General features: G+C 64.3%; 19 protein-coding genes and 1 other RNA gene. 7 read left to right on the top strand and 13 right to left on the bottom strand.

Annotation, left to right across the window (positions count from 1 at the left end; all coding sequences use genetic code 11):
• Nucleotides 1-21 precede the first annotated feature (21 nt).
• Genes NRS07_RS05255 through mraZ form a run of 5 tightly spaced genes read right to left on the bottom strand, consistent with a single transcriptional unit; the run spans nucleotide 22 to nucleotide 5,026 of the window.
• Nucleotides 22-1,554: a UDP-N-acetylmuramoyl-L-alanyl-D-glutamate--2,6-diaminopimelate ligase gene (locus NRS07_RS05255; protein ID WP_259211614.1), complete on the bottom strand. Its 1,533-nt coding sequence runs from the start codon at nucleotides 1,552-1,554 to the stop codon at nucleotides 22-24.
• On the bottom strand, nucleotides 1,554-3,341 hold the full coding sequence (locus tag NRS07_RS05250) for a penicillin-binding protein 2 (RefSeq protein ID WP_259211612.1): 1,788 nt from the start codon (nucleotides 3,339-3,341) through the stop codon (nucleotides 1,554-1,556). The genes NRS07_RS05255 and NRS07_RS05250 overlap by 1 nt, the downstream gene beginning before the upstream one ends.
• Complete coding sequence (ftsL, locus tag NRS07_RS05245; protein WP_259211610.1) at nucleotides 3,338-3,610, bottom strand: cell division protein FtsL; 273 nt, start codon at nucleotides 3,608-3,610, stop codon at nucleotides 3,338-3,340. Before ftsL ends, NRS07_RS05250 begins: the two co-directional genes overlap by 4 nt.
• Complete coding sequence (gene rsmH / locus NRS07_RS05240) at nucleotides 3,607-4,548, bottom strand: 16S rRNA (cytosine(1402)-N(4))-methyltransferase RsmH (RefSeq protein WP_259213017.1); 942 nt, start codon at nucleotides 4,546-4,548, stop codon at nucleotides 3,607-3,609. Before rsmH ends, ftsL begins: the two co-directional genes overlap by 4 nt.
• 49 nt (nucleotides 4,549-4,597) lie before the next feature.
• On the bottom strand, nucleotides 4,598-5,026 hold the full coding sequence (mraZ, locus tag NRS07_RS05235; protein WP_259211609.1) for a division/cell wall cluster transcriptional repressor MraZ: 429 nt from the start codon (nucleotides 5,024-5,026) through the stop codon (nucleotides 4,598-4,600).
• 456 nt (nucleotides 5,027-5,482) lie between these two features.
• On the opposite strand from mraZ, the gene NRS07_RS05230 reads away from it, so the two are divergent.
• A complete protein-coding gene (locus tag NRS07_RS05230; protein ID WP_259211608.1) occupies nucleotides 5,483-6,442 on the top strand; it encodes an AAA family ATPase in 960 nt (319 codons plus the stop codon).
• A 25-nt stretch (nucleotides 6,443-6,467) separates the two neighbouring features.
• Here the strand turns inward: NRS07_RS05230 and glpK are convergent, their stop codons facing one another.
• The gene (glpK, locus tag NRS07_RS05225) at nucleotides 6,468-7,982 is read right to left on the bottom strand and encodes a glycerol kinase GlpK (RefSeq protein WP_259211607.1); all 1,515 of its coding nucleotides are present in this window, start codon (nucleotides 7,980-7,982) and stop codon (nucleotides 6,468-6,470) included.
• A 55-nt stretch (nucleotides 7,983-8,037) separates the two neighbouring features.
• An RNA gene (rnpB, locus tag NRS07_RS05220) (RNase P RNA component class A) lies at nucleotides 8,038-8,391 on the bottom strand.
• Nucleotides 8,392-8,527: 136 nt separating this feature from the next.
• Here rnpB and NRS07_RS05215 point away from each other — a divergent pair.
• Nucleotides 8,528-10,231: a thiamine pyrophosphate-binding protein gene (locus NRS07_RS05215; RefSeq protein WP_259211606.1), complete on the top strand. Its 1,704-nt coding sequence runs from the start codon at nucleotides 8,528-8,530 to the stop codon at nucleotides 10,229-10,231.
• 52 nt (nucleotides 10,232-10,283) lie between these two features.
• Here the strand turns inward: NRS07_RS05215 and NRS07_RS05210 are convergent, their stop codons facing one another.
• The gene (locus NRS07_RS05210; RefSeq protein ID WP_259211605.1) at nucleotides 10,284-10,484 is read right to left on the bottom strand and encodes a hypothetical protein; all 201 of its coding nucleotides are present in this window, start codon (nucleotides 10,482-10,484) and stop codon (nucleotides 10,284-10,286) included.
• A 253-nt stretch (nucleotides 10,485-10,737) separates the two neighbouring features.
• Between NRS07_RS05210 and ftsY the strand changes: the two genes are divergently transcribed.
• The 4 genes from ftsY to rpoH all read left to right on the top strand — a co-directional run bounded on the left by ftsY (nucleotide 10,738) and on the right by rpoH (nucleotide 14,842).
• A complete protein-coding gene (gene ftsY, locus NRS07_RS05205; RefSeq protein WP_259211604.1) occupies nucleotides 10,738-11,871 on the top strand; it encodes a signal recognition particle-docking protein FtsY in 1,134 nt (377 codons plus the stop codon).
• A gap of 5 nt (nucleotides 11,872-11,876) precedes the next feature.
• Nucleotides 11,877-12,551 carry a cell division ATP-binding protein FtsE gene (locus tag NRS07_RS05200; protein ID WP_259211603.1) on the top strand — a complete coding sequence of 225 codons (675 nt, stop codon included), beginning with the start codon at nucleotides 11,877-11,879 and terminating at the stop codon, nucleotides 12,549-12,551.
• Nucleotides 12,548-13,483 (top strand): permease-like cell division protein FtsX, encoded by a 936-nt coding sequence (ftsX, locus tag NRS07_RS05195; protein WP_259211602.1) that lies wholly within the window; start codon nucleotides 12,548-12,550, stop codon nucleotides 13,481-13,483. The genes NRS07_RS05200 and ftsX overlap by 4 nt, the downstream gene beginning before the upstream one ends.
• Before the next feature lie 468 nt (nucleotides 13,484-13,951).
• Nucleotides 13,952-14,842: an RNA polymerase sigma factor RpoH gene (rpoH, locus tag NRS07_RS05190; protein ID WP_259211601.1), complete on the top strand. Its 891-nt coding sequence runs from the start codon at nucleotides 13,952-13,954 to the stop codon at nucleotides 14,840-14,842.
• A 203-nt stretch (nucleotides 14,843-15,045) separates the two neighbouring features.
• On the opposite strand, the gene NRS07_RS05185 is transcribed toward rpoH, so the two are convergent.
• The 3 genes from NRS07_RS05185 to NRS07_RS05175 form a co-directional block, all read right to left on the bottom strand.
• Nucleotides 15,046-15,192: a hypothetical protein gene (locus NRS07_RS05185; protein ID WP_259211600.1), complete on the bottom strand. Its 147-nt coding sequence runs from the start codon at nucleotides 15,190-15,192 to the stop codon at nucleotides 15,046-15,048.
• Nucleotides 15,193-15,211: 19 nt separating this feature from the next.
• Nucleotides 15,212-15,931 (bottom strand): hypothetical protein, encoded by a 720-nt coding sequence (locus tag NRS07_RS05180; RefSeq protein ID WP_259211599.1) that lies wholly within the window; start codon nucleotides 15,929-15,931, stop codon nucleotides 15,212-15,214.
• A gap of 398 nt (nucleotides 15,932-16,329) precedes the next feature.
• Entirely contained in the window at nucleotides 16,330-17,631 is a 1,302-nt protein-coding gene (locus NRS07_RS05175; protein ID WP_259211598.1) for a TonB family protein, read from the bottom strand.
• A 106-nt stretch (nucleotides 17,632-17,737) separates the two neighbouring features.
• On the opposite strand from NRS07_RS05175, the gene yghU reads away from it, so the two are divergent.
• Entirely contained in the window at nucleotides 17,738-18,580 is an 843-nt protein-coding gene (yghU, locus tag NRS07_RS05170) for a glutathione-dependent disulfide-bond oxidoreductase (RefSeq protein WP_259211597.1), read from the top strand.
• Nucleotides 18,581-18,602: 22 nt separating this feature from the next.
• Here yghU and NRS07_RS05165 read toward each other — a convergent pair whose 3' ends face one another.
• Nucleotides 18,603-19,163 (bottom strand): manganese efflux pump MntP family protein, encoded by a 561-nt coding sequence (locus tag NRS07_RS05165; RefSeq protein ID WP_259211596.1) that lies wholly within the window; start codon nucleotides 19,161-19,163, stop codon nucleotides 18,603-18,605.
• A 188-nt stretch (nucleotides 19,164-19,351) separates the two neighbouring features.
• Nucleotides 19,352-20,389, bottom strand: a complete 1,038-nt coding sequence (pstS, locus tag NRS07_RS05160; RefSeq protein ID WP_259211595.1) for a phosphate ABC transporter substrate-binding protein PstS — start codon at nucleotides 20,387-20,389, stop codon at nucleotides 19,352-19,354.
• Nucleotides 20,390-20,502 lie beyond the last annotated feature (113 nt).

Here is a 20,502-nt window from a genome sequence, read left to right as displayed (position 1 = left end):
TACCCTGCATCTGGATACCCATCAGTGAGTCCTCATCATGGTCATCCGCGCGCTCAGGGCGAGCGTAGCGTGATCGAGATCGGAGAACGGCATTTTCCTGCCCTTGATTTCCTGGTAGGGCTCGTGGCCCTTCCCTGCCAGCAGGATCACGTCCTGCTTGCCGGCGTTCTTCACCGCCACCAGGATGGCGGTAGCGCGGTCTTCGACCGCCTGCCAGCTGCCGCCATGGTCCTTGTCCATGCCGGCGACGATCTGGGCGATGATGCCGCCTGGCTCTTCGCTGCGTGGGTTGTCGCTGGTAACCACCACCTGGTCGGCCGCTTGTGCAATGGCGCCCATCTGTGGGCGCTTGCCCGGATCGCGGTCGCCACCGCAGCCGAACACGCACCACAACTGGCCGCCGCGCTCGGTGGCTACCTGGCGCAGTGCCTGCAGCGTTTTTTCCAGCGCGTCCGGCGTGTGTGCATAATCGATCACCACCATGGGCGCGTCCTGACCGCCGATCTGCTGCATGCGGCCGGGGGCCGGCTGCAGCGCTTCGACGGCATCCACCGCGGCCTTGAGCGCCACGCCCTTGGCCAGCAGCGCGCCGAGCACCGCCAGCGCATTGCTGACATTGAAGTGGCCGACCAGGTGCGACTTGACGGTGGCGCTTCCGAGCGGGGTGTCGACGACAAATTCGGTGCCCGCCGGACGGCTGCGCAGGTTGGCGGCGCGCAGCATGCCCACGCCGTCGATGGCCGGTTGCGCGGCGGCGTCGCCCAGCGTATAGCCGGTGACCGCCAGCGCGGGGAATTTGGCGCGCAGGTGCGCAACCAGCCGCTGCCCGGCCGGGTCGTCGAGGTTGACGATGGCCGACTTCAAGCCGTTCCACTCGAACAGCATCAGCTTGGCCGCCTCGTAGCGCTCCATGTCGCCATGGAAGTCGAGGTGGTCGCGGGTCAGGTTGGTGAAGATGGCGGCGTCGACGTGCATGCCGCTCATCCGGCCCTGCACCAGGCCGATCGACGAGGCTTCGATCGCCAGCGCGGTCGCGCCCTGGGCACGCAGTTCGGCCAGGGTCTGGGCCAGCAGCACCGCATCTGGCGTGGTGTAGCCGGTGGCGTCGAAGCGCGGTTCGGCCCGGCCCTTGGCGATGCCCACGCCCAGCGTGCCGATCATGGCCGCGGTCTCGCCCAGGCGGGCCAGCGCCTGGCCCAGCCACACCGCGCAAGAAGTCTTGCCGTTGGTGCCGGTGACGGCCACGGTGAACATGGCCGCGTCGGGTTGCTGCAATACCGCGTGCGCGATCGGCCCGGCCTGCTGCCTGAGCCCGGCGACGGCCAGGTGCGGCAGCGCATGCGCCTCGTTCCAGGCATGGCCATCGGCTTCATGCACGACCGCGGCGGCGCCGGCGGCGATGGCCGCGCCGATATAGTCGCGGCCATCGGCGCCCTCGCCCGGATAGGCAAAGAACACGTCGCCCGGGGCTACCCGGCGCGAGTCGGAAACCAGGCGCGCGCCCGGCGCGGCGGCAAGGATCCATTGGGAGATGTCGTTCAGGCAGCTTGCCATCACATGCTCTCCTCGAGGGGAATTTCAGGAATGATGATGTCGGTCACCGAGGAGTCGGGCGGCACGTTGGCGGCGCGCAGCGCGTTCGATGCCAGGTCGGCGGCGGTTGGCGCGGCGACGCTGCCGCCGGTGCGCAGGGCGCCGCGCGGGTTGTCGATCATGACGGCGATGACGAAGCGCGGCTTGGACATCGGCGCGATACCGACGAAATAACCGATGTTGTCGGTCTTCGAATAGCGGCCGTTGACGATCTTTTCGGCGGTACCGGTCTTGCCGCCGACGCGGTAGCCGGCCACCTGGGCCTTCGAGGCGGTGCCGTCCGGGCCGACCACGGATTCGAGCATGGTGCGCACCTGGGCGGCGGTCTTGGGCGAGATCACCTGCTGGCCGGCGGGCTTGTCGGTTACCTTCACGAACGACAGCGGAATGATGTCGCCGTCACGTGCGAACACCATGTACGAACGCGCCAGCTGCAGCAGCGACACCGACAGGCCGTGGCCGAACGACATGTTGGCGTATTCGATCGGCTTCCATGATTTCCATGGACGCACGCGGCCGGCGACGGCGCCCGGGAAGCCGTAGCGCGGCGCCTGGCCGAAACCGAGCTTGGTGTACAGCTCCCACATGTCCTGGGGTTGCAGCATCTGGGCGATCTTGACGGTGCCGACGTTCGACGATTTCTGGATGATGCCGCCGACCGTGAGCGCATCTTTCGGGTGCATGTCGCGGATCGTGCGCCCACCCACCACGATGCGTCCGCCCGAGACATCGAACACGGTATCGGGCGTGACGCGCTTCTTTTCCAGCGCCAGCGCCACCGTGATCGGCTTGAGCGTCGAGCCCGGCTCGAAGGTATCGGTGATGACGCGGTTGCGCAGCTGCGCGCCGGTGAGCTTGGAGCGGTCGTTCGGGTTATAGGTCGGGTAGTTGGCCAGGGCCAGCACTTCGCCGGTTTGCACGTCCAGCAGCACGGCGGCGCCAGCCTGCGCATTGAATTTCTCGACCGCGTTCTTGACGCTGGTGAAGGCGATGTACTGCAGCTTGCTGTCGACCGACAGGGTCAGGTCCTTGCCCTGGTGCGGTTCGCGGAACATGCCCAGGTCTTCGGCGATGTGGCCCAGACGGTCCTTGATCACGCGGCGGCTGCCCGGCACGCCGACCAGGGTCTTCTGGTGGAACAGCTCCATGCCTTCCTGGCCGACGTCTTCGACGTTGGTGAAGCCCACCATGTGGGTCATCACTTCGCCCTGCGGGTAGAAGCGCTTGTATTCCTTGCGGGTGTCGATGCCGTCGATCTTGAGCTTCTCGATCTGGGCGATGACCGGCATCTCGACCTGGCGCTTGAGGTAGACGAAGGTGCGGTCGGAGTCGAGCTTCTTGCGCAGGTCGGCTTCCGGCATGTCGAGCAGGCGCGCCAGGGCGGTGATCTTGTCGGCCGGCGAAGCGAGCACGTCTTCGGGAATCGCCCACACCGCCTTGACCGGCAGCGACGAGGCCAGCACCGCGCCATTGCGGTCCATGATCTTGCCGCGCGTGGCAGGCAATTCGAGCGTGCGCTCGTAGCGGCTCTTGCCCTGCTTTTGCAGGAACTGGGTCGACATGCCCTGCAGCCAGAGCGCGCGCACGGCGAGCGCGGCGAAGGCCGCGAACATCACGAACAGCACCAGGCGCGAACGCCAGGTCGGCACGTTCACGGCCAGCAGGGGGCTCTTTGAAAAGGCCACGCCCTTGGACGCGGCTACCCGCGAGGTGCTGCGTCGTTCGACCCGCGCGTTCGACCGGCTCATTGCGCCCCTTCGGTCAGGTACTGGGTGCGGGCCGGGGTCAGCGGAGCCATGTTCAGGTCGGTGCGTGCGATCTGTTCGATACGTTCGTTCTTGCCCAGCGTCGACTGGTCGAGCTGGAGCTGGGCCCAGTCGATGTCGAGCTGGCGCGACTGCTGCTGCAGGCGTTCGACTTCGATCAGCAGGTGGCGCGCCTGGTAGCGGGCATTGACCACCGACAGCGCGCACAGCACCAGCGCCGCCGTCAGCACGATATTAAGCTTGACGTTCATGGCGCGCTCCCGAGACGCTCGGCCACGCGCAGCACCGCCGAGCGGGCGCGCGGATTGTCTCCCACCTCGGCGTCGGACGGCTTGGTCTTGTGGATCAGCTTCATCAGCGGCTGCGGCAGGTCGACGGCGCGGATCGGCAGGCGGCGGTCGGGCTGCTCCACCTTGGCCTTGGAGGCCAGGAACTGCTTGACCATGCGGTCTTCCAGCGAGTGGAAGCTGATCACCGACATGCGGGCGCCCGGCGCCAGCATGGCGTAGGCCGCGATCAAGCCCTGTTCGAGGTCTTCAAGCTCTTTATTGATGAAAATCCGGATAGCTTGAAAGGTCCGGGTTGCCGGATCCTTGCCTTTTTCCCGAGTCTTGACCGCGTGTGCCACGATTGCGGCAAGCTGTCGTGTGGTCGAAATTGGTTCGACTGCCCGGCGAGCTGCAACCGCCTTTGCAATCTGGAAAGCAAACCGCTCTTCTCCATAATCTCGTATCACCTTTTCCAATTGTTGTTCCGGCACGATGGCCAGCCAGTCGGCCGCCGACATCCCGCGCGTGGTATCCATGCGCATGTCGAGGGGGCCGTCCTGGCGGAAGCTGAATCCGCGGGTGGCGTCGTCCACCTGGGGCGACGAAATGCCCAGGTCCAGCAAGATGCCGTCGACCTGGGTGATGCCGCGCGCGGCCAGCGCCTCGCGCATCGTGGCGAAGCTGTCATGCACGATCGTGAAACGGGGGTCGTCGATCTGGGCGGCGGTGTCGATGGCCTGCAAATCCTTGTCGAACGCAAACAGGCGTCCCTGCGGACCCAGGCGCGACAACAGCAGACGGCTGTGGCCACCACGACCAAAAGTCCCATCTATATAGATACCGTTGACGCGTTCGCCCACCAGGTTGAGCGCATCGACCGCCTCGTCGAGCAGCACGGTGCGGTGTTGGTAATCAGACATACCGGCAGGCATACCTTCGGGCACCGTCGTTGTTTCCGTCATCGGTGCCTCAGAAAGAGAAATTGGAAAGGACATCAGGCATGCCGCCGGCCACGGCCTCGGCTTCGCTCTCGGCCAGCTTGGCGGCATCCCAGATCTCGAAATGGGTGCCCATGCCGAGCATCATGACTTCTTTTTCCAGCCCCACGGCGGCGCGCAGCTCGGGCGAGATCAGCACGCGGCCGGCGCTATCGACCTCGACATCGCAGGCGTTACCAAGGAAAATGCGCTGCCACGCCCTGGCCGACATGGGCCAGGCGGCGATCTGGTCGCGGTGCTGCTCCCAGACCGGGCGCGGGAAGAACAACAGGCAACCGTGCGGGTGCTTGGTCAGCGTCATCCGGCCTTCGCACTGGACAGTCAAGGCGTCACGATGCTTTGCCGGGATTGACATCCTGCCTTTGGCATCGAGATTGATCGCTGACGCGCCCTGGAACACAGATTACCTAGCTTGGAGAGTTATCAATTTAGAATTTTTTAGTCGCTCATGCGAGGAAACTCCCCCACAAAACGACACTTTTTCACACTGCTTCCCACTTTATTGGAATCAATGTTGGTGGTCAAGCGAATTCACAACAGTAAAATCTAAAATTTTCTAATGAAACCAATGACTTAGCAGCGTCTGTTGAACCTGTGTCAATCTAAAATGTCTCCTAAATCAGTCACTTAGGAAACGGAGTGAAGGTTGCACCTCACTTGCTAGGGCAATAATTTCTGTTGATAAATATCCCACTCGTACGACACTCGCTTTTTCCATAACAAATCTTTCAATGCAGCATTGATTGTTTTGACGATTGCGGCGCTCTTCCGGAAGCGCTAGGATCATTGCCAGGCGCTGGCCATGTCCAGCCGATGGGCTGCCATGCGCAGCTTGTCTGTTGCCAAGGAGGAAGCTGTGAGCATTACCCTTGCCCGCACCTGTGCGGTCTACGACCTGGCCGATGTCCAGCAGGCGCTCGAGCGCAGCCGCGGCCGCTCTCCGGAGCTCGAGGCGTTCTACGAGCGCATGCTCGAAACCGGGGCCGAGCGCTTCGTCACCACCCCCTCGTCGATCCGCGCCCTCGATCCTTTGCTCGAGGAATGCCCCAATTTCAACGAAGTCCTGGGCGACCTGGCGCGCTACCTGCGCCTGGCGCACGCCGGCCAGGAAGGCCAGGGGCGATTCAACCTGATGCCCATCCTGCTGCTGGGCGGGCCGGGCGTGGGCAAGACCCACTTTGCCAGGCGCCTGGCGCGGATCATGCAGACCGAATGCGAACTGATCAGCATGAATGCGCTGTCGGCCGGCTTCGTCATCACCGGCAGTTCGGCCAGCTGGCGCGGGGCCAAATGCGGCAAGGTGGCAGAGCGCCTGGTGCGCGGCCACTATGCCAATCCGGTGGTGGTGCTCGACGAAGTCGAAAAAGCCAGCGGCTCGTCGCAGTCCGACCCGCTGGCGGCGCTCTACCAGCTGCTCGAGCCGGAAACCGCGTGCGCCTTCCGCGACGAATTCATCGACGTCGAACTCGATGCGAGCCGGATCTTCTGGGTACTCACGGCCAATTCCACCGCGGGCATCCCTGCCCCGCTGCTCGATCGCATGGCGGTCTACGAGGTGCCGGCGCCCACGCCCGAGCAGGCCGCCGGCATCGCGCGGCGCATCTACCGCGCGCTGCTGCGCGAACTGAACCTGGCGGGTTTCGACGACAGCCTGGCCAACGGTGTGCTCGACCGGCTGGCCCTGGCGTCGCCGCGCGATCTGCGCAAGACCCTGCTCGACGGCCTCGGCCACGCGGTGGCGAACGGGCGCGGACATCTCACGGCGAGCGACATCCGCCTGCGGCCGGGGCCGGGCAAGTCGCGCATCGGTTTTTGACGGCGCAACGACCCGCAGCCCTGCTTCAGCGCTCCTGGCCCTGGCCGGGCGCTTCCCAGGCCTTGGCATGCTCCACCGCGCGCGCCCAGCGCGCCATGCGCTCGAGGCGCTGGCCGGCATCGATCGCGGGTTCGAACCGCCGCTCGGCCTGCCACTGGCGCCCGATTTCCTCGATCGAGTCCCAGTAGCCCACCGCCAGCCCGGCCAGGTAGGCGGCGCCCAGCGCCGTGGTCTCGAGCACCCGTGGGCGCAGCACCGGAATGCCCAGCAGGTCGGCCTGGAACTGCATCAGCATATCGTTGCGGGCGGCGCCGCCATCGGCGCGCATTTCCAGCACCGGGCAGGCCGCATCGTTCTGCATTGCGCCCAGCAGTTCGGCGCTCTGGTAGGCGATGGCCTCGACTGCCGCGCGCGCGATGTGGGCGGCCGTGGTGCCGCGCGTCATGCCAACCATGGCGCCGCGGGCATATGGGTCCCAGTGCGGCGCCCCCAGGCCGGTAAAGGCCGGTACCAGCATCACGCCGCCGCTATCGGGCACGCTCATGGCCAGCGCTTCCACGTCGCTGGCGTGCGCAATGATGCCCAGGCCGTCGCGCAGCCACTGCACCGTGGCCCCGCCCATGAAGACGCTGCCTTCGAGCAGGTAGGTGCTGGCGCCGGCGGCCCCGTCCAGGCTCCAGCCGACGGTCGAGAGCAGACGGTTGCGCGAAGCGGGGGGAGCGCTGCCGGCATGCATCAGCATGAAGCAGCCGGTGCCATACGTGTTCTTGACCAGGCCCGGGCGGTGGCAGGCCTGGCCGAAGGTGGCGGCCTGCTGGTCGCCGGCGATGCCGGCAATCGGGATGGCCGCGCCGAACCACTCTGGCGCGGCAAGACCCACGCTGCCGGAACTGGCGACGACTTCGGGCAGCACGGCGGCGGGAATGTCGAACAGCGCCAGCAGCGTTTCGTCCCAGCGCAGCGTGTGGATGTTGAACAGCATCGTGCGCGAAGCATTGCTGGTGTCGGTGACATGGCGTGCGCACAGCCGGTAGGCCAGCCAGCTGTCAACGGTGCCAAAGGCCAGCTCGCCGCGCTCGGCGCGGGCGCGCGCCCCGGGAACGTGCTCGAGCAGCCATTGCAGCTTGGTGGCGGAAAAATAGGCATCCAGTTCGAGGCCGGTACGTTGCCCGATCTCGGCCGCGGCGCCTTGCGCCCGCAAGCGCTCGCAGGCGTCGGAGGTGCGGCGATCTTGCCAGACGATGGCGCGCGCCAGCGGTTCGCCGCTGGCGCGGTCCCATAAAACGGTGGTTTCGCGCTGGTTGGCGATGCCGATGGCGGCCACCTGGGAAGCATCGATGCGGGCCTGGCGCAAGGCGTCGCGGCCACAGGCAAGCTGGGTGCGCCAGATGTCGAGCGCGTCGTGCTCGACCCATCCGGGGCGGGGAAAATGCTGGGGATATTCCTGCTGGCTGCAGGCGACCGGATGGCCCTGGCGGTCGAACACGATCGCGCGCGAACTGGTGGTGCCCTGGTCGAGGGCCAGGATGTATTTCTGCATCGTTGACCCCACGGGCTGACCAGCTCGGGACACGTTCTGGCGAACTGCAAATTCAGTGTAAAGCAGGCCGATAGGCCGGATTCTGTGTAGCGGTTTCCCTTGCGAGTTGCCGCTTGGACAGCCATTCCTCTAGGCGCTGAATTACTCCAGCGCTCAAGCTTCCTACCCGCACGCTCCGCGAGCAACATCAACGCGTGCCTATTTGGAATTGCTCCGAGTGGAGGTTACCGCGTTTCACCGTAACTTAATACGCTCGTCTCTGTGGCCCTGTTCCTCGCCTTATACCACCGTCGCTTGCGCGTGGCGGCTTTCAGCGGACGGCCGTTAACCGTCACCCTGCTCTATGGAGTCCGGACCTTCCTCCCGCCAGTACCCGAAGGTACCGGCCAGCGGCTGCCTGGCCTGCTTCACGGGGGCATTGTAACCGATCGGGACGGCCCGCCCGGCGTCGCGTTTTCTGAAACTTCGTGTCGCCATTTCAAAAGCCCCAACGCAGAGGCTGGCATAAAATCATCCGTTACCCAACCAGCAAGGATGACCGAACCATGACGCACCCTTCCCGCACCGGCGGCCAGATCCTGGTCGATGCACTCGCGATCCACGGCGTCGATACCGCCTTCGGCGTACCCGGCGAGAGCTATCTCGACGTGCTCGATGCGCTGCACGACTCCAGCATCCGCTTCGTGATCAACCGGCAGGAAGGCGGCGCGGCGTTCATGGCCGAGAGCTACGGCAAACTCACCGGCAAGCCGGGCATCTGCTTCGTCACCCGCGGCCCGGGCGCGACCAATGCCTCGATCGGGGTGCACACGGCCTACCAGGATTCGACCCCGATGATCCTGTTCATCGGCCAGGTGGGCAACGACTTCATCGACCGCGAAGCCTTCCAGGAAATCGACTACCGCCGCATGTTCGGCGAGATGGCCAAGTGGGTGGCCCAGATCGACCGTGCCGACCGTATTCCGGAATACCTGGCGCGCGCCTTCCAGGTGGCCACCAGCGGCCGCCCCGGTCCGGTGGTGCTGGCCCTGCCGGAAGACATGCTGATCACCGAAGCGGCGGTGGCCGACACCCGCGCCTACCAGCCGGTGCAGGCCGCGCCCTCGCAGGCGCAGATCGACACGCTGCGCGCGCTGCTGGCGCAAAGCCAGCGTCCGATGCTGCTGCTGGGCGGCGGCACCTGGAACGCGCAGGCCTGCGCCGACCTGGCGCGCTTTGCCCAGGCCAATCACCTGCCGGTGGGCTGCAGCTTCCGCTTCCAGGACCTGATGGACAACGCGCATCCGAACTATATCGGCGACGTCGGCATCGGCATCAACCCGAAGCTGGCGGCGCGCGTAGCCGACGCGGACCTGCTCATCGCCATTGGCCCGCGCCTGGGCGAAATGACCACCGGCGGCTATACGCTGCTGGCCGCCCCGGTGCCGCGCCAGCGCCTGGTGCATATCCACGCCGACCCGGAAGAACTGGGCAGCGTCTACCAGGCCGAGTTGATGATCGCCAGCGGCGCGCCGCAGGCCTGCGCGATGCTGGCCGCGATGGAGCCGGTCGATGCCGCGGCATGGAAGGATAGCGTGGAGACAGCCAAGGCCGAACTGGCCGCCTTCCAGGCGCAGCCGCCCTTGCTGCGCGACGGCGGCGCGCCGCTCGACCTGTGGCAGGTGGTGCAAGACCTGATGGCCGCGTTGCCGCGCGACGCCATCATTACCAACGGTGCCGGCAACTACGCCTCGTGGGCGCACCGCTTCTATCGCTATGGCGGCATGCGCACCCAGCTTGCGCCCACCAATGGCGCGATGGGGTATGGCGTGCCGTCCGGCGTCGCGGCCAAGATCGTGCACCCGGAACGCACCGTGGTGACCTTCGCCGGCGATGGCGAATTCATGATGAGCGGGCAGGAACTGGCGACCGCGGTGCAGTACCGGGCCGGGGTGGTGATCCTGGTCTTCAATAACAACATGTTCGGCACCATCCGCATGCACCAGGAAAAAACCTATCCGGGCCGGGTGTCGGGCACCAGCTTGCACAATCCGGATTTTGCCCTGCTTGCGCGCGCCTATGGCGGCCACGGCGAGGTGGTCGAGACCACGGCGCAATTCGCGCCGGCCCTGCAGCGCGCGCTGGCCCATGCGAACGAGCACCAGCTGCCGGCCGTGATAGAACTGCGCTACGACGGCAATCTGATTACGCCGAATGCGACGCTGGAGAGCATGCGCGAGGCGGCGCAAGCGGCACAGGCCGGGCGCTGATTTAAAAGTTACAATCTTTAAAGCGACGATCCTGGAGCCGCGACTATCGCGACTATCGCGGCTCCAGGCCCAGCTCGGCTGGCAGCGGGATCGGTTTGTCGAAGAAGCTGACCGGCTCGCCCGATGGATTGGTGAAGAACAGGGCCACCAGCGCGATGAAGACCCACACGATAATATTGCGCAAGGTGGCAGCGCGGCCATCCAGGGCATTGTCGCCATAGATCAGACGCTTGAGAAAGTTCGTGAGTTTCACGGCACCCCCGTCGTTGATGAAGCCTGATGTACTCGCTGCGCTCAATGTAGCGCAACTCGCCGTCGGATTCCAGACACGCACGGTTGAGCAGCTTGCCGGTTTCAGCGCCCGCGCCACAAAAAATGCATATCGAACAGCTTTACCGGGCGTTCCTGGCACTTGAGGGAAAATCTTGCTGCTCTGGTAAAATATTCGCACATTTTTTCATCGCCGGAATCCTCCGGCATGCGCGCAGGAATCGCTACCCCCCACTATGTTTAGTTTCTTCAAAAGAAAGAAGCCGGAGACCCAGGTTCCCGAGCCGACCGTCGACGCCGCGCCCGCTTCCGCTCCAGCCCCTGTTTCACCAGCATCACCCCCCGCGCCTGCGGCTGCGGCGCCGATGTTCGTGCCCGGCGCGCTCGACGCCCGCCCGTTCGCCCCTGCCCCGCAGGACATCGCCGAACTGTTCCCGGAAACGGCCGAACGCCCGACCACCGAGCAGGAGCGAAAACAGTCCTGGATGACACGCCTGAAGGCCGGGCTGTCCAAGACGTCGAGCAACCTGTCGCTGCTGTTCGTCGGCGCGCGCATCGACGAAGACCTGTACGAAGAACTCGAATCGGCGCTGCTGATGGCGGACGCCGGCATGGACGCCACCGACTTTCTGCTGAGCTCCCTGCGGCGCAAGGTCAAGGAAGACAAGCTGGTCGATGCCGCCGCCGTCAAGGTCGCGCTCAAGCAGCTCATGATCGAGCTCTTGATGCCGCTGCAAAAGCCGCTCGAGCTCGGCCGCCACGACCCGCTCGTGATGATGATCTCGGGCGTCAACGGCGCCGGCAAGACCACCACCATCGGCAAGCTGGCCAAGCACATGCAGCGCTTCGACCAGTCGGTACTGCTGGCCGCGGGCGATACCTTCCGCGCCGCCGCGCGCGAGCAGCTGATGGTCTGGGGCCAGCGCAACAACGTCACCGTGATCTCGCAAGCCTCGGGCGACCCGGCCGCCGTGGCGTTCGACGCGGTCCAGTCGGGCAAGGCGCGCGGCACCGACGTGGTCATGGTCGATACGGCCGGCCGCCTGCCGACCCAGCTGCACCTGATGGAAGAACTCAAGAAGATCAAGCGCGTGATCGGCAAGGGCATGGAGGGCGCCCCGCACGAACTGCTCCTGGTCATCGATGGCAACACCGGACAGAACGCGCTGGCGCAGGTCAAGGCCTTCGACGACGCGCTGCAGCTCACCGGCCTGGTGATCACCAAGCTCGATGGTACCGCCAAGGGCGGCGTGCTGGCCGCGATCGCGCGTACCCGGCCGGTACCGGTGTATTTCATCGGCGTTGGCGAGAAGCTCGACGACCTGCAGCCTTTCGATGCCGAAGAATTCGTCGAAGCGCTGCTGGGATAAGACCGATGATCGAATTCCAGTCCGTCTCCAAGCAGTACTCCACCGATGCGTTCGCGCTGCGCGACGTCACCATCAATATCGCCAAGGGCGAACTGGTCTACCTGGCCGGCCCGTCCGGCGCCGGCAAGTCGACCCTGATGAAGATGGTGGCCGCGGTCGAACGTCCCACCAGCGGCATCGTCACCGTCAATGGCCAGGACATCGGCCGCATCAAGAAAGCCGGCATTCCCTTCCTGCGCCGTAACCTGGGGCTGATCTTCCAGCACCAGCGCCTGCTCAACGACCGCAATATCCTGGCCAACGTGATGCTGCCGCTGCTGGTCACCGGCGCCCACCGGACGCAGGCCGAGGGCCGCGCCCGCGCCGCGCTCGACAAGGTCGGACTACTCGAGCGCACCAGGGCACTGCCGCTGGAACTGTCCGGCGGCGAGCAGCAGCGCGTGGCGATTGCGCGCGCCATCGTCAACCGCCCGCAGATCATCCTGGCCGACGAGCCGACCGCGAACCTCGACCGCGCCGCGGCCGACCGCGTGCTCGACGCGCTGCGCGCCTTTAACGCCGTTGGCGTCACTTGCGTGATCTCGACCCACGACGAAGAGGTGCTCGACGCCGCCGGACGCGTGATCCGCCTCGAACATGGCATGCTGGTCGATGCCGGGCACACTGGAGGTGCGGCATGAGCCCGTGGATCCGCCAGCATCGTTTCGCGCTGCGCTCCGCGCTCTCGAGCGTGCGCAAGTCGCCCGGCAGTTTCCTGTTCAATGTGCTGGTCGTGGCGCTGGCGCTGACCCTGCCCTTCGCCGGCATTACCCTGCTCGATAACGTGCGGCCGCTGTCGCAGCAGCTGTCGGTCGATCCGGAAGTGAGCCTGTTCATGCAGCTCGATGCCCCGCGCGAGCAGGCCGCCGCGCTGGCGCCGCAGATTGGCAGCATTGCCGCCGCCAACGTCGGCGGCAACGGCAAGGTGTCGGTCAACTTCGTGGCGCGCGAGGAGGCACTGGCCGGGCTGAAGGAAAAGAGCGGCCTGAGCGGCGTGCTCGATACCCTCGGCGAAAATCCGCTGCCCGACAGCTATGTGCTCAAGCTCGACGGTTTTTCGGCCGGCGCCGGCGCCGGCGGAGTCGACGCCATGGTCGAGCAGCTGCGCGCGCTGCCCGGCGTCGACACGGTGCAGGTCGACTCGGCCTGGGTCAAGCGCCTGGCCGCGCTGCTGGGCATCCTGCGGCTGGCGCTACTGCTGCTGGCCGTCACCCTGGGTATCGTGGTGATCGCGGTGGTGTTCAACACCATCCGCCTGCAGGTGCTGACGCAGAAAGAAGAGATCACGGTGTCCAAGCTGCTGGGCGCGACCGATAACTTCATTCACCGCCCGTTTTATTACACCGGCGCCCTGCTCGGCCTGTCCGCCGGCGCGGTGGCGCTCGGCGTGGTCATGCTGGGGCTGGCACCACTGAACGGGGCAATTGCCGAATTTGCCAGGCTGTATGCCTCTGAATTCCAGCTGGCGCCGCTCGGCGCGCTGGAAGCCAGCGCTCTGCTGGCCATCAGCGCCAGCCTGGGCTTGATCGGTGCCATGCTGTCGGTGCAGCGTCACCTGGCGCGCGTGCAGTAGCCAATAGTGCTGCGTGGGCGGTAGATCTGCCCACGCAGGCGCTTACGCTTACGTTTTCTTTTACGGCTTAGCCGCCCATCCCTACGCGCAGACGCGCCCTGCTCCTACAGGGCTTGCGCGCCTTACGTGCGCCATTCAACAGAAGCCGATAACTAGCCCCTTTAATCTGTCTTTTGGGATTTTCCAGCACACTCGCGTTCACATTTGAGCCGCATCAACAAAACAGCAAGCGTCTGCTCTACAGTTAAAACACTGTCTTTTTTGATTCCATAGAGCAATACTTTAGCCAAACTTAATCGACTTCCAGAAACCGATGGTCGTCTGGCACTCTCTGTGGGAGAGTGCTAATATATGGTTTGATACGAGCGAAAATCAAGTAAAGCATCCAGAAACAGGCAGTGATTGAGTGTACCGAGACATGTGTCCGTGACACCTTGGATGCAGTAAGACTACTACGAGGAAACTAATATGTCCGCACAATCCGCATTGGTTCCCACCGGCAGCCGTGCCCTGGAACTGGGGTTTACTGGCACTCTCGGCAATATTGATGCTTATATCTCGGCCGTCAATCGCCTGCCGATGCTGACCCACGAAGAAGAACAATCGCTGGCAAGGCGGCTGCGCGACGATAACGACCTGGACGCGGCGCAAAAACTGGTGCTGTCGCACCTGCGCCTGGTGGTGTCGATTGCCCGCGGCTACCTCGGCTATGGCCTGCCGCACGCTGACCTGATTCAAGAAGGCAATATTGGCCTGATGAAGGCGGTCAAGCGTTTCGACCCGAACCAGGGCGTGCGCCTCGTGTCGTACGCGATGCACTGGATCAAGGCCGAGATGCATGAATACATCTTGAAGAACTGGCGCCTGGTCAAGGTCGCAACGACGAAGGCGCAGCGCAAGCTGTTCTTCAACCTGCGCAGCAACAAGGTGGGCCTCGATGCGATGACGCCTACCCAGGTCGACGACCTGGCCAAGATGCTCGACGTCAAGCGCGAAGAAGTGATCGAGATGGAAACCCGCCTGTCGGGCCGCGACATCGCCCTCGAGTCGCCCACCGACGACGACGACGACAAGTTCGCCCCGATCGCCTACCTGTCTTCTGACAAGCAGGAGCCGACCAAGGTGCTGGAAGCCGAGGCCGTCACCCGCCTGCAGTCCGAAGGCCTGGAAACCGCGCTGGGCAAGCTCGATCCGCGTTCGCGCCGCATCATCGAAGCGCGCTGGCTGGCCAACGACGACGGCTCCGGCGCCACGCTGCACACGCTGGCCGAAGAGTTCGGCGTGTCGGCCGAGCGTATCCGCCAGATCGAATCGGCGGCGCTCAAGAAGATGAAGGGTGCGTTGACGGCGTTCGTCTAACGCCAGTAACCGCATCGCGCAAAAAACCCGCTTCGGCGGGTTTTTTTATGGGCGCGGCAAATCCTGCCATCAGCGCTGGGCCAGTAGCGTGACGAACTCGCCGGTATCCGCCGTGCTCGACAACATGTGCGCCAGCAGCGCCGCTTATTGACACATAGACCATTAACTGAGCCTAGAAAGCGCTGGCGTAGAAGCCCGGATAATCACGCAACATCGATGACGATGCCATCGCGACGGCAACCAGGCTGGTTTGCCACGACCCGTCCAAGGCGCCGATGCGCCCTTTCGCCAGGCGCCTGCTGCTCGACCTCGACATTGCCCTGGGCAAAACCGTCATGGGCGAATGACATGGCGCAGCAATGGACAAGCTTATTCGACCAGGCTGCCGTTCAGGGTGTAGCTGATACGGGCATCGTCAGACCAGGCGTTGTCGCCCAACTCCACCACGTTCTTGTCTTTGGCTGCCTGCACTAGACGACGGTTGCCGTCCTCGACCGTCACAGTGTCGTACTTGCTCGACGGCGCATCAAGTTTCGTGATCTCGAGCTCCTTGCATATATCGAAGCCGAACATGTTCACAGCCCCGACAAGCGCGCGAAACTTGAATCCTTCTCCCTTCGCCATTTCCATTTGTGCCTCGCAGCTTAGGCGCAGATCGCCCATACGCCGGACACCGCCTGGCAGGCCGGGGGAGCGCACTTGCACTAATGGATGATTGAATTCACCTTTTGGGAAGTTTCTGTTTACAACGACTAATGCATCGCTGCTTTTCCCCAAGTTGTCTTGTCCAAGCACGAAAGTGTTATTCGAAAGCATAGTCACCGGAATACGACGATCCGCGCGGACGATCACGACTTGATTTTCCCCCTGGTCTACATCAACTTTCGGCAGGCGAAAGCTTAACGTGGCTCCCGGTGCCTTCTTTGGCCCGCGCTTGTCGAACACGTGCTTGCCTTTCTCTAACAACTGCAAGCTCCAGGCCATGGGCTTGGCTTGGGCGGAATCAGATTTGTGACTGACTTCGAAGCCGTCACCGGCACAGGCGCTACCGGCGACAGCAAATAGAAACAAGAACGAACGGATGTACACAGTGACTCCTCACTAGAAAAGGTGGCACAAATTAACATCTTGATCGTTGAGGTAGGGGAAAATGCGATAAGCGGTGCAATACGTGGCTCGAACGGCAAACAACAAATGATGGGCCGCTCCTGGCCGAAACCGCCCAGACGCGTGAACGCAGATTGTCAAACGAAAAGCTCTGCCGTTGGCGGCCAACTGGTATCGTCCCAAAGCAGGCGCACGATATTGAGTTCGTCAGTTATTCACAGCGGTTCAGACTTGGCGCTTCGCTGATCTGATTCGAAAGTTAATCCAATATGTTCTTCTTCTTTTTTACAACAACAGTCTGCTCTTGAGTCGGCTTGGGGGCTGGTGGTGGCGCCACTGCATAGAAAAGCCAAGAAACTCTTGTTCCACCAGCCGCCACATCAAAGCCGTGGCGCCATTTCCAACTTCGCCGCGCACATCCGGCCACGCAGTTCCAGCTGGGCTTCCGACATTCCAGCAGCGGACGGGGTCTCCGGCGCTTGTCGCGACTGCCTGTATCTGAGCACCGCCCCGCAGTCGCCGATTTCCGCGCCTTGCCGGAACACCGCCGCCGCCAGCCCATCATCGCCGCGCTTTTCCAGCAGCAGGCCATATTGGTAGTAGGCGGCCCCGTAACGCGACCGCATGGCCTTCTGGTACAGCTTGGCGACCTCGTCTTCACTGGCCGTGGCGGCGCGTCCGGCCTCGATTAAGCTACCCAGCGCGGTTTCGGCCCTCCCCTCGCTGCGTCCCAGCGCCTTGCGGTACAGGGCGCCTGCCTGCGCGTCGTCCTGGGGGTTGCCAAGGCCCAGCTCGAAGCTGCGGCCGAGATAGTAGATGCCCTGGGGGTAATCCTGGGCTGCGGCGCGTGCGATCCACGCCGCTGCAGCCACGCGCTCCTCGTCGGCGCGCGCGCCTTCCATCAGCTGCAGGCCCAGCCTTACCTGTGCGGCCGGTAGTCCACCCTCGGCAGCTTTCGTCAGCCAGTCTCGCGCTTTCTCGATGTCTACTTCCCCGGCCGTCCCGAACCGATAAAAATGTGCCAGGTTTGCCTGCGCCCAGCCGTGTCCCTGCTCTGCCGCTTTCGCGTACCAGTAGGCGGCTTGTTTGGGGTCGCGCACCATGCCGGCGCCACGGTTGTACAGTACGCCGAGGTTGTTCTGCGCGATGGCATTGCCGTTTTGCGCCGCCAAGCGGTACCAGCTTGCGGCCCGCGCCAGGTCGGCCTTGACGTAGGTGCCGTTCTCGTACCACGCCCCCAATCTGTTTTGCGCCACCGGGTCTCCCGATGCCGCCAGTGCCCTGGTGCTGGCCAGCTGGGCCTGGCCATCTGCTGCCGCGCTCTTGGCAGCGCCAGGTATCCAGACGTATTGCGTCTTGAGCCATCCGGTCGGCGTGTCGTTGGTGGCAAGTACCGCATGGAAGACACAGTGGCGAATGTTCGCCAGCGCTGCCTCGTCGAGATCCGCCCTGCCGCTGGACACCAGCACGCGCGCATCGGTGACCCGGCCGCGCTCGCCGATCTGCATTTCCACGGTCGTCTTGCCCGCCGCACGCTGCGCCAGTGCGGCAGCAGGGTAGTCGGGACGTGGGCAGGCATTCAGGTCGATCGCCACGACCTGCTGCGCGCTCTGCAGGCGGGCGGCGACTGCGGGCGTAGGGAGAATGGCAGCGGCAGCCAGGAAAAGGAGAGCGATTTTCATGCCATCAATGTACCCTTCTTGCAGCGCTACATTTACTCGGATTGTCACTGACGCGCGGACAGCGCGGATAGAATGGACCTTTCATCCGGCACAACAAGGAACCCCCATGACCGACAAATCGACCTATGTCCCGCCCAAGGTATGGACGCCACCTACCACTTCCGGTGGCAAGTTTGCCAGCATCAACCGCCCTGTCGCCGGCCCCACCCATGAGGCCGAACTCCCGGTAGGAAAGCATCCGCTGCAGCTGTATTCGCTGGGCACGCCCAATGGCGTGAAGGTGACGATCATGCTCGAAGAGCTGATCGCGCTCGGCTACGTTCAGGCCGAGTACGATGCCTGGCTAATCCGCATCAACGAAGGCGCACAGTTCTCGAGCGGCTTTGTCGATATCAACCCGAATTCGAAGATCCCGGCCCTGGTCGACCGCACCGGCCCCGAGCCGGTGCGCGTCTTCGAATCGGGTTCGATCATGGTCTACCTGGCCGAGAAGTTCGGCGCCTTCCTGCCAAAAGAAGGCGTGGCGCGGGTCGAGACCATGAACTGGCTGTTCTGGCAGATGGGCTCGGCGCCATTCGTCGGTGGCGGCTTCGGTCATTTCTATGCCTACGCGCCCGAGAAGCTGGAATACCCGATCGACCGCTATGCGATGGAAACCAAGCGCCAGCTCGACGTGCTGGAACGCCAGCTGGCGCATCACCAGTATGTAGCCGGGAACGCGTACACGATCGCCGACATGGCCATCTGGCCATGGTATGGCGCCATGGTGCGCGGTGAGCTCTACGAAGCCGCAGAATTCCTGTCGGTGCACGAATACCCGCACCTGCGCCGCTGGGCCGACGAGATCGGGGCGCGTCCGGCCGTGATCCGGGGCCGCAAGGTCAACCGGGTATTCGGCAATCCCGATGAGCAGGTGGCCGAGCGCCACGATGCGGCCGACCTCGACTGATCAGCCACGGCCTGGATCGGCCTCAAGCCGACAAGTGTTCGATCAAGATGGTGGTGCCGACCAAGATCAGCACCACGCCGCCGACCCGTTCGGCGTTGCGTCCGGCCACGGCGCCCAGGCGCTGCCCCAGCAGCACGCCGATGGTCACCATGACCGTGGTCGAGACCCCGATCGCCAGCGCCGCATGCACGATCGCGACGTCGACAAAGGCCAGGCCGACCCCGACCGCCATCGCATCGATGCTGGTGGCCACCGCCGTGAGTACCAGCACCACCGTTTTTTGAGAAGCGGCCGATTCTTCGGCCTGGTCTGCGCCGAACGACAGCCAGATCATGCGCCCGCCCAGCCCCAGCAGCAGGAAAAAAGCGATCCAGTGGTCCCACTGGCGGATGGCGTCGGCCGCCAGCGAGCCGAGGGCCCAGCCGATCAGCGGCGTGATGGTTTCGATGCAGCCGAACAGCAGGCCAATGCGCAGCGCCTGCGGCAGCGTTGGCTTGCGCAGGGCGGCGCCCTTGGCGATGGCCGCGGCAAAGGCGTCGGTCGACATCGCCAGGGCGAGAAACAGCAGTGCGGTATAGGTCATGGGATTGCCTGTTGGGCGCCGATGGTCTCGCCAAGCGCAAGGCGCGCATACAGGCTACTCCCCACGGGGAGCGGTCATTCTAGAAGGAAACACCTACCGGCGCAATGCGCGGTCGTGAGGAGGCAGGAGCTGGGGCCGGGGCCGAGGCTGGGGTAGTGTCCCCGCCCACCGGCCCCGGCCGCCGAACATCAGTAGATCGCCTTGCCCGCGCCATCCTTGAGCTGGGCTTTCCAGTTGGCCTGGACCAGCTTGACGACCGAGGCCGGCATCGGCACGTAGTCGAGTTCGGCGGCGGATGGGGCGCCATTCTTGAAGGCCCAGTCGAAGAATTTCAACACTTCGGCTCCCTTGTTGGGGTCGGCCTGGGTGCGATGCATCAGGATGTAGGACACGCCGGTGATCGGCCAGCTCTGCTTGCCGGCCTGGTCGGTCAGCACCACGCCGAAGCCCGGCGCCCTGGTCCACTCGGCGCCGGCAGCGGCGGCCTTGAAACCATCGTCGTCCGGCTGCAGGAACACGCCATCCTTGTTCTTGAGCTGAGTGTGCGACAGCTTGTTCTTCTTGGCATAGGCCCACTCGACATAGCCGATCGAACCCTTGATGCGCTGCACGTTGGCGGCCACGCCTTCGTTGCCCTTGCCGCCCACGCCCACCGCCCACTTGACCGCGGTGCCGGCGCCGACCTGGCTCTTCCAGTCGGCGCTGGTCTTGGCCAGGTAATCGGTGAACAGGAAGGACGTGCCCGAGCTGTCGGCACGATGCACCACGGTGATGTCGGCATCGGGCAGCTTCACGCCCGGATTGAGCGCGGCGATCGCCGGCGCGTTCCATTTGGTGATCTTGCCCAGGTAGATGTCGGCCACGACCGGGCCGGTAAGCTTGAGCTGGCCCGGGACGATGCCTTCGACGTTTACCACGGCGACCACGCCGCCCATGATGGCAGGAAATTGCATCAATCCACCCGCTGCCAGGTCTTCGGCCTTGAGCGGCATGTCCGACGCGCCGAAGTCGACGGTGCGGGCCTTGATCTGCTTGATGCCGGCACCCGAGCCGACCGATTGGTAGTTCAGGCCGTTACCGGTGGCTTTCTTGTACGACTCGGCCCACTTGGCGTAGATCGGGTACGGGAAGGTCGCACCGGCCCCGGTCATGTCCGCAGCGTAAGAAGCCGACATGGCGAGCACGGCGGCAGTAGTGGCGGCAGCGGCGAGGATCTTCTTGAACATGGATGCGTATTCCTATTCCTGGTTGAGGGGTGTGCTTTGGACCACGCAGCAAAGTCTAGTCACCAAATATGACCGGCTGGTGACGCCGTGCGCGCGCGACCGCGCAGGCAGGG

The sequence above is a fragment of the Massilia sp. H6 genome (assembly GCF_024802625.1).
GTDB lineage: Bacteria > Pseudomonadota > Gammaproteobacteria > Burkholderiales > Burkholderiaceae_D > Telluria.
Note: the sequence above shows the minus strand (reverse complement) of the source record. Positions and strands in the feature narration are given on the sequence as shown.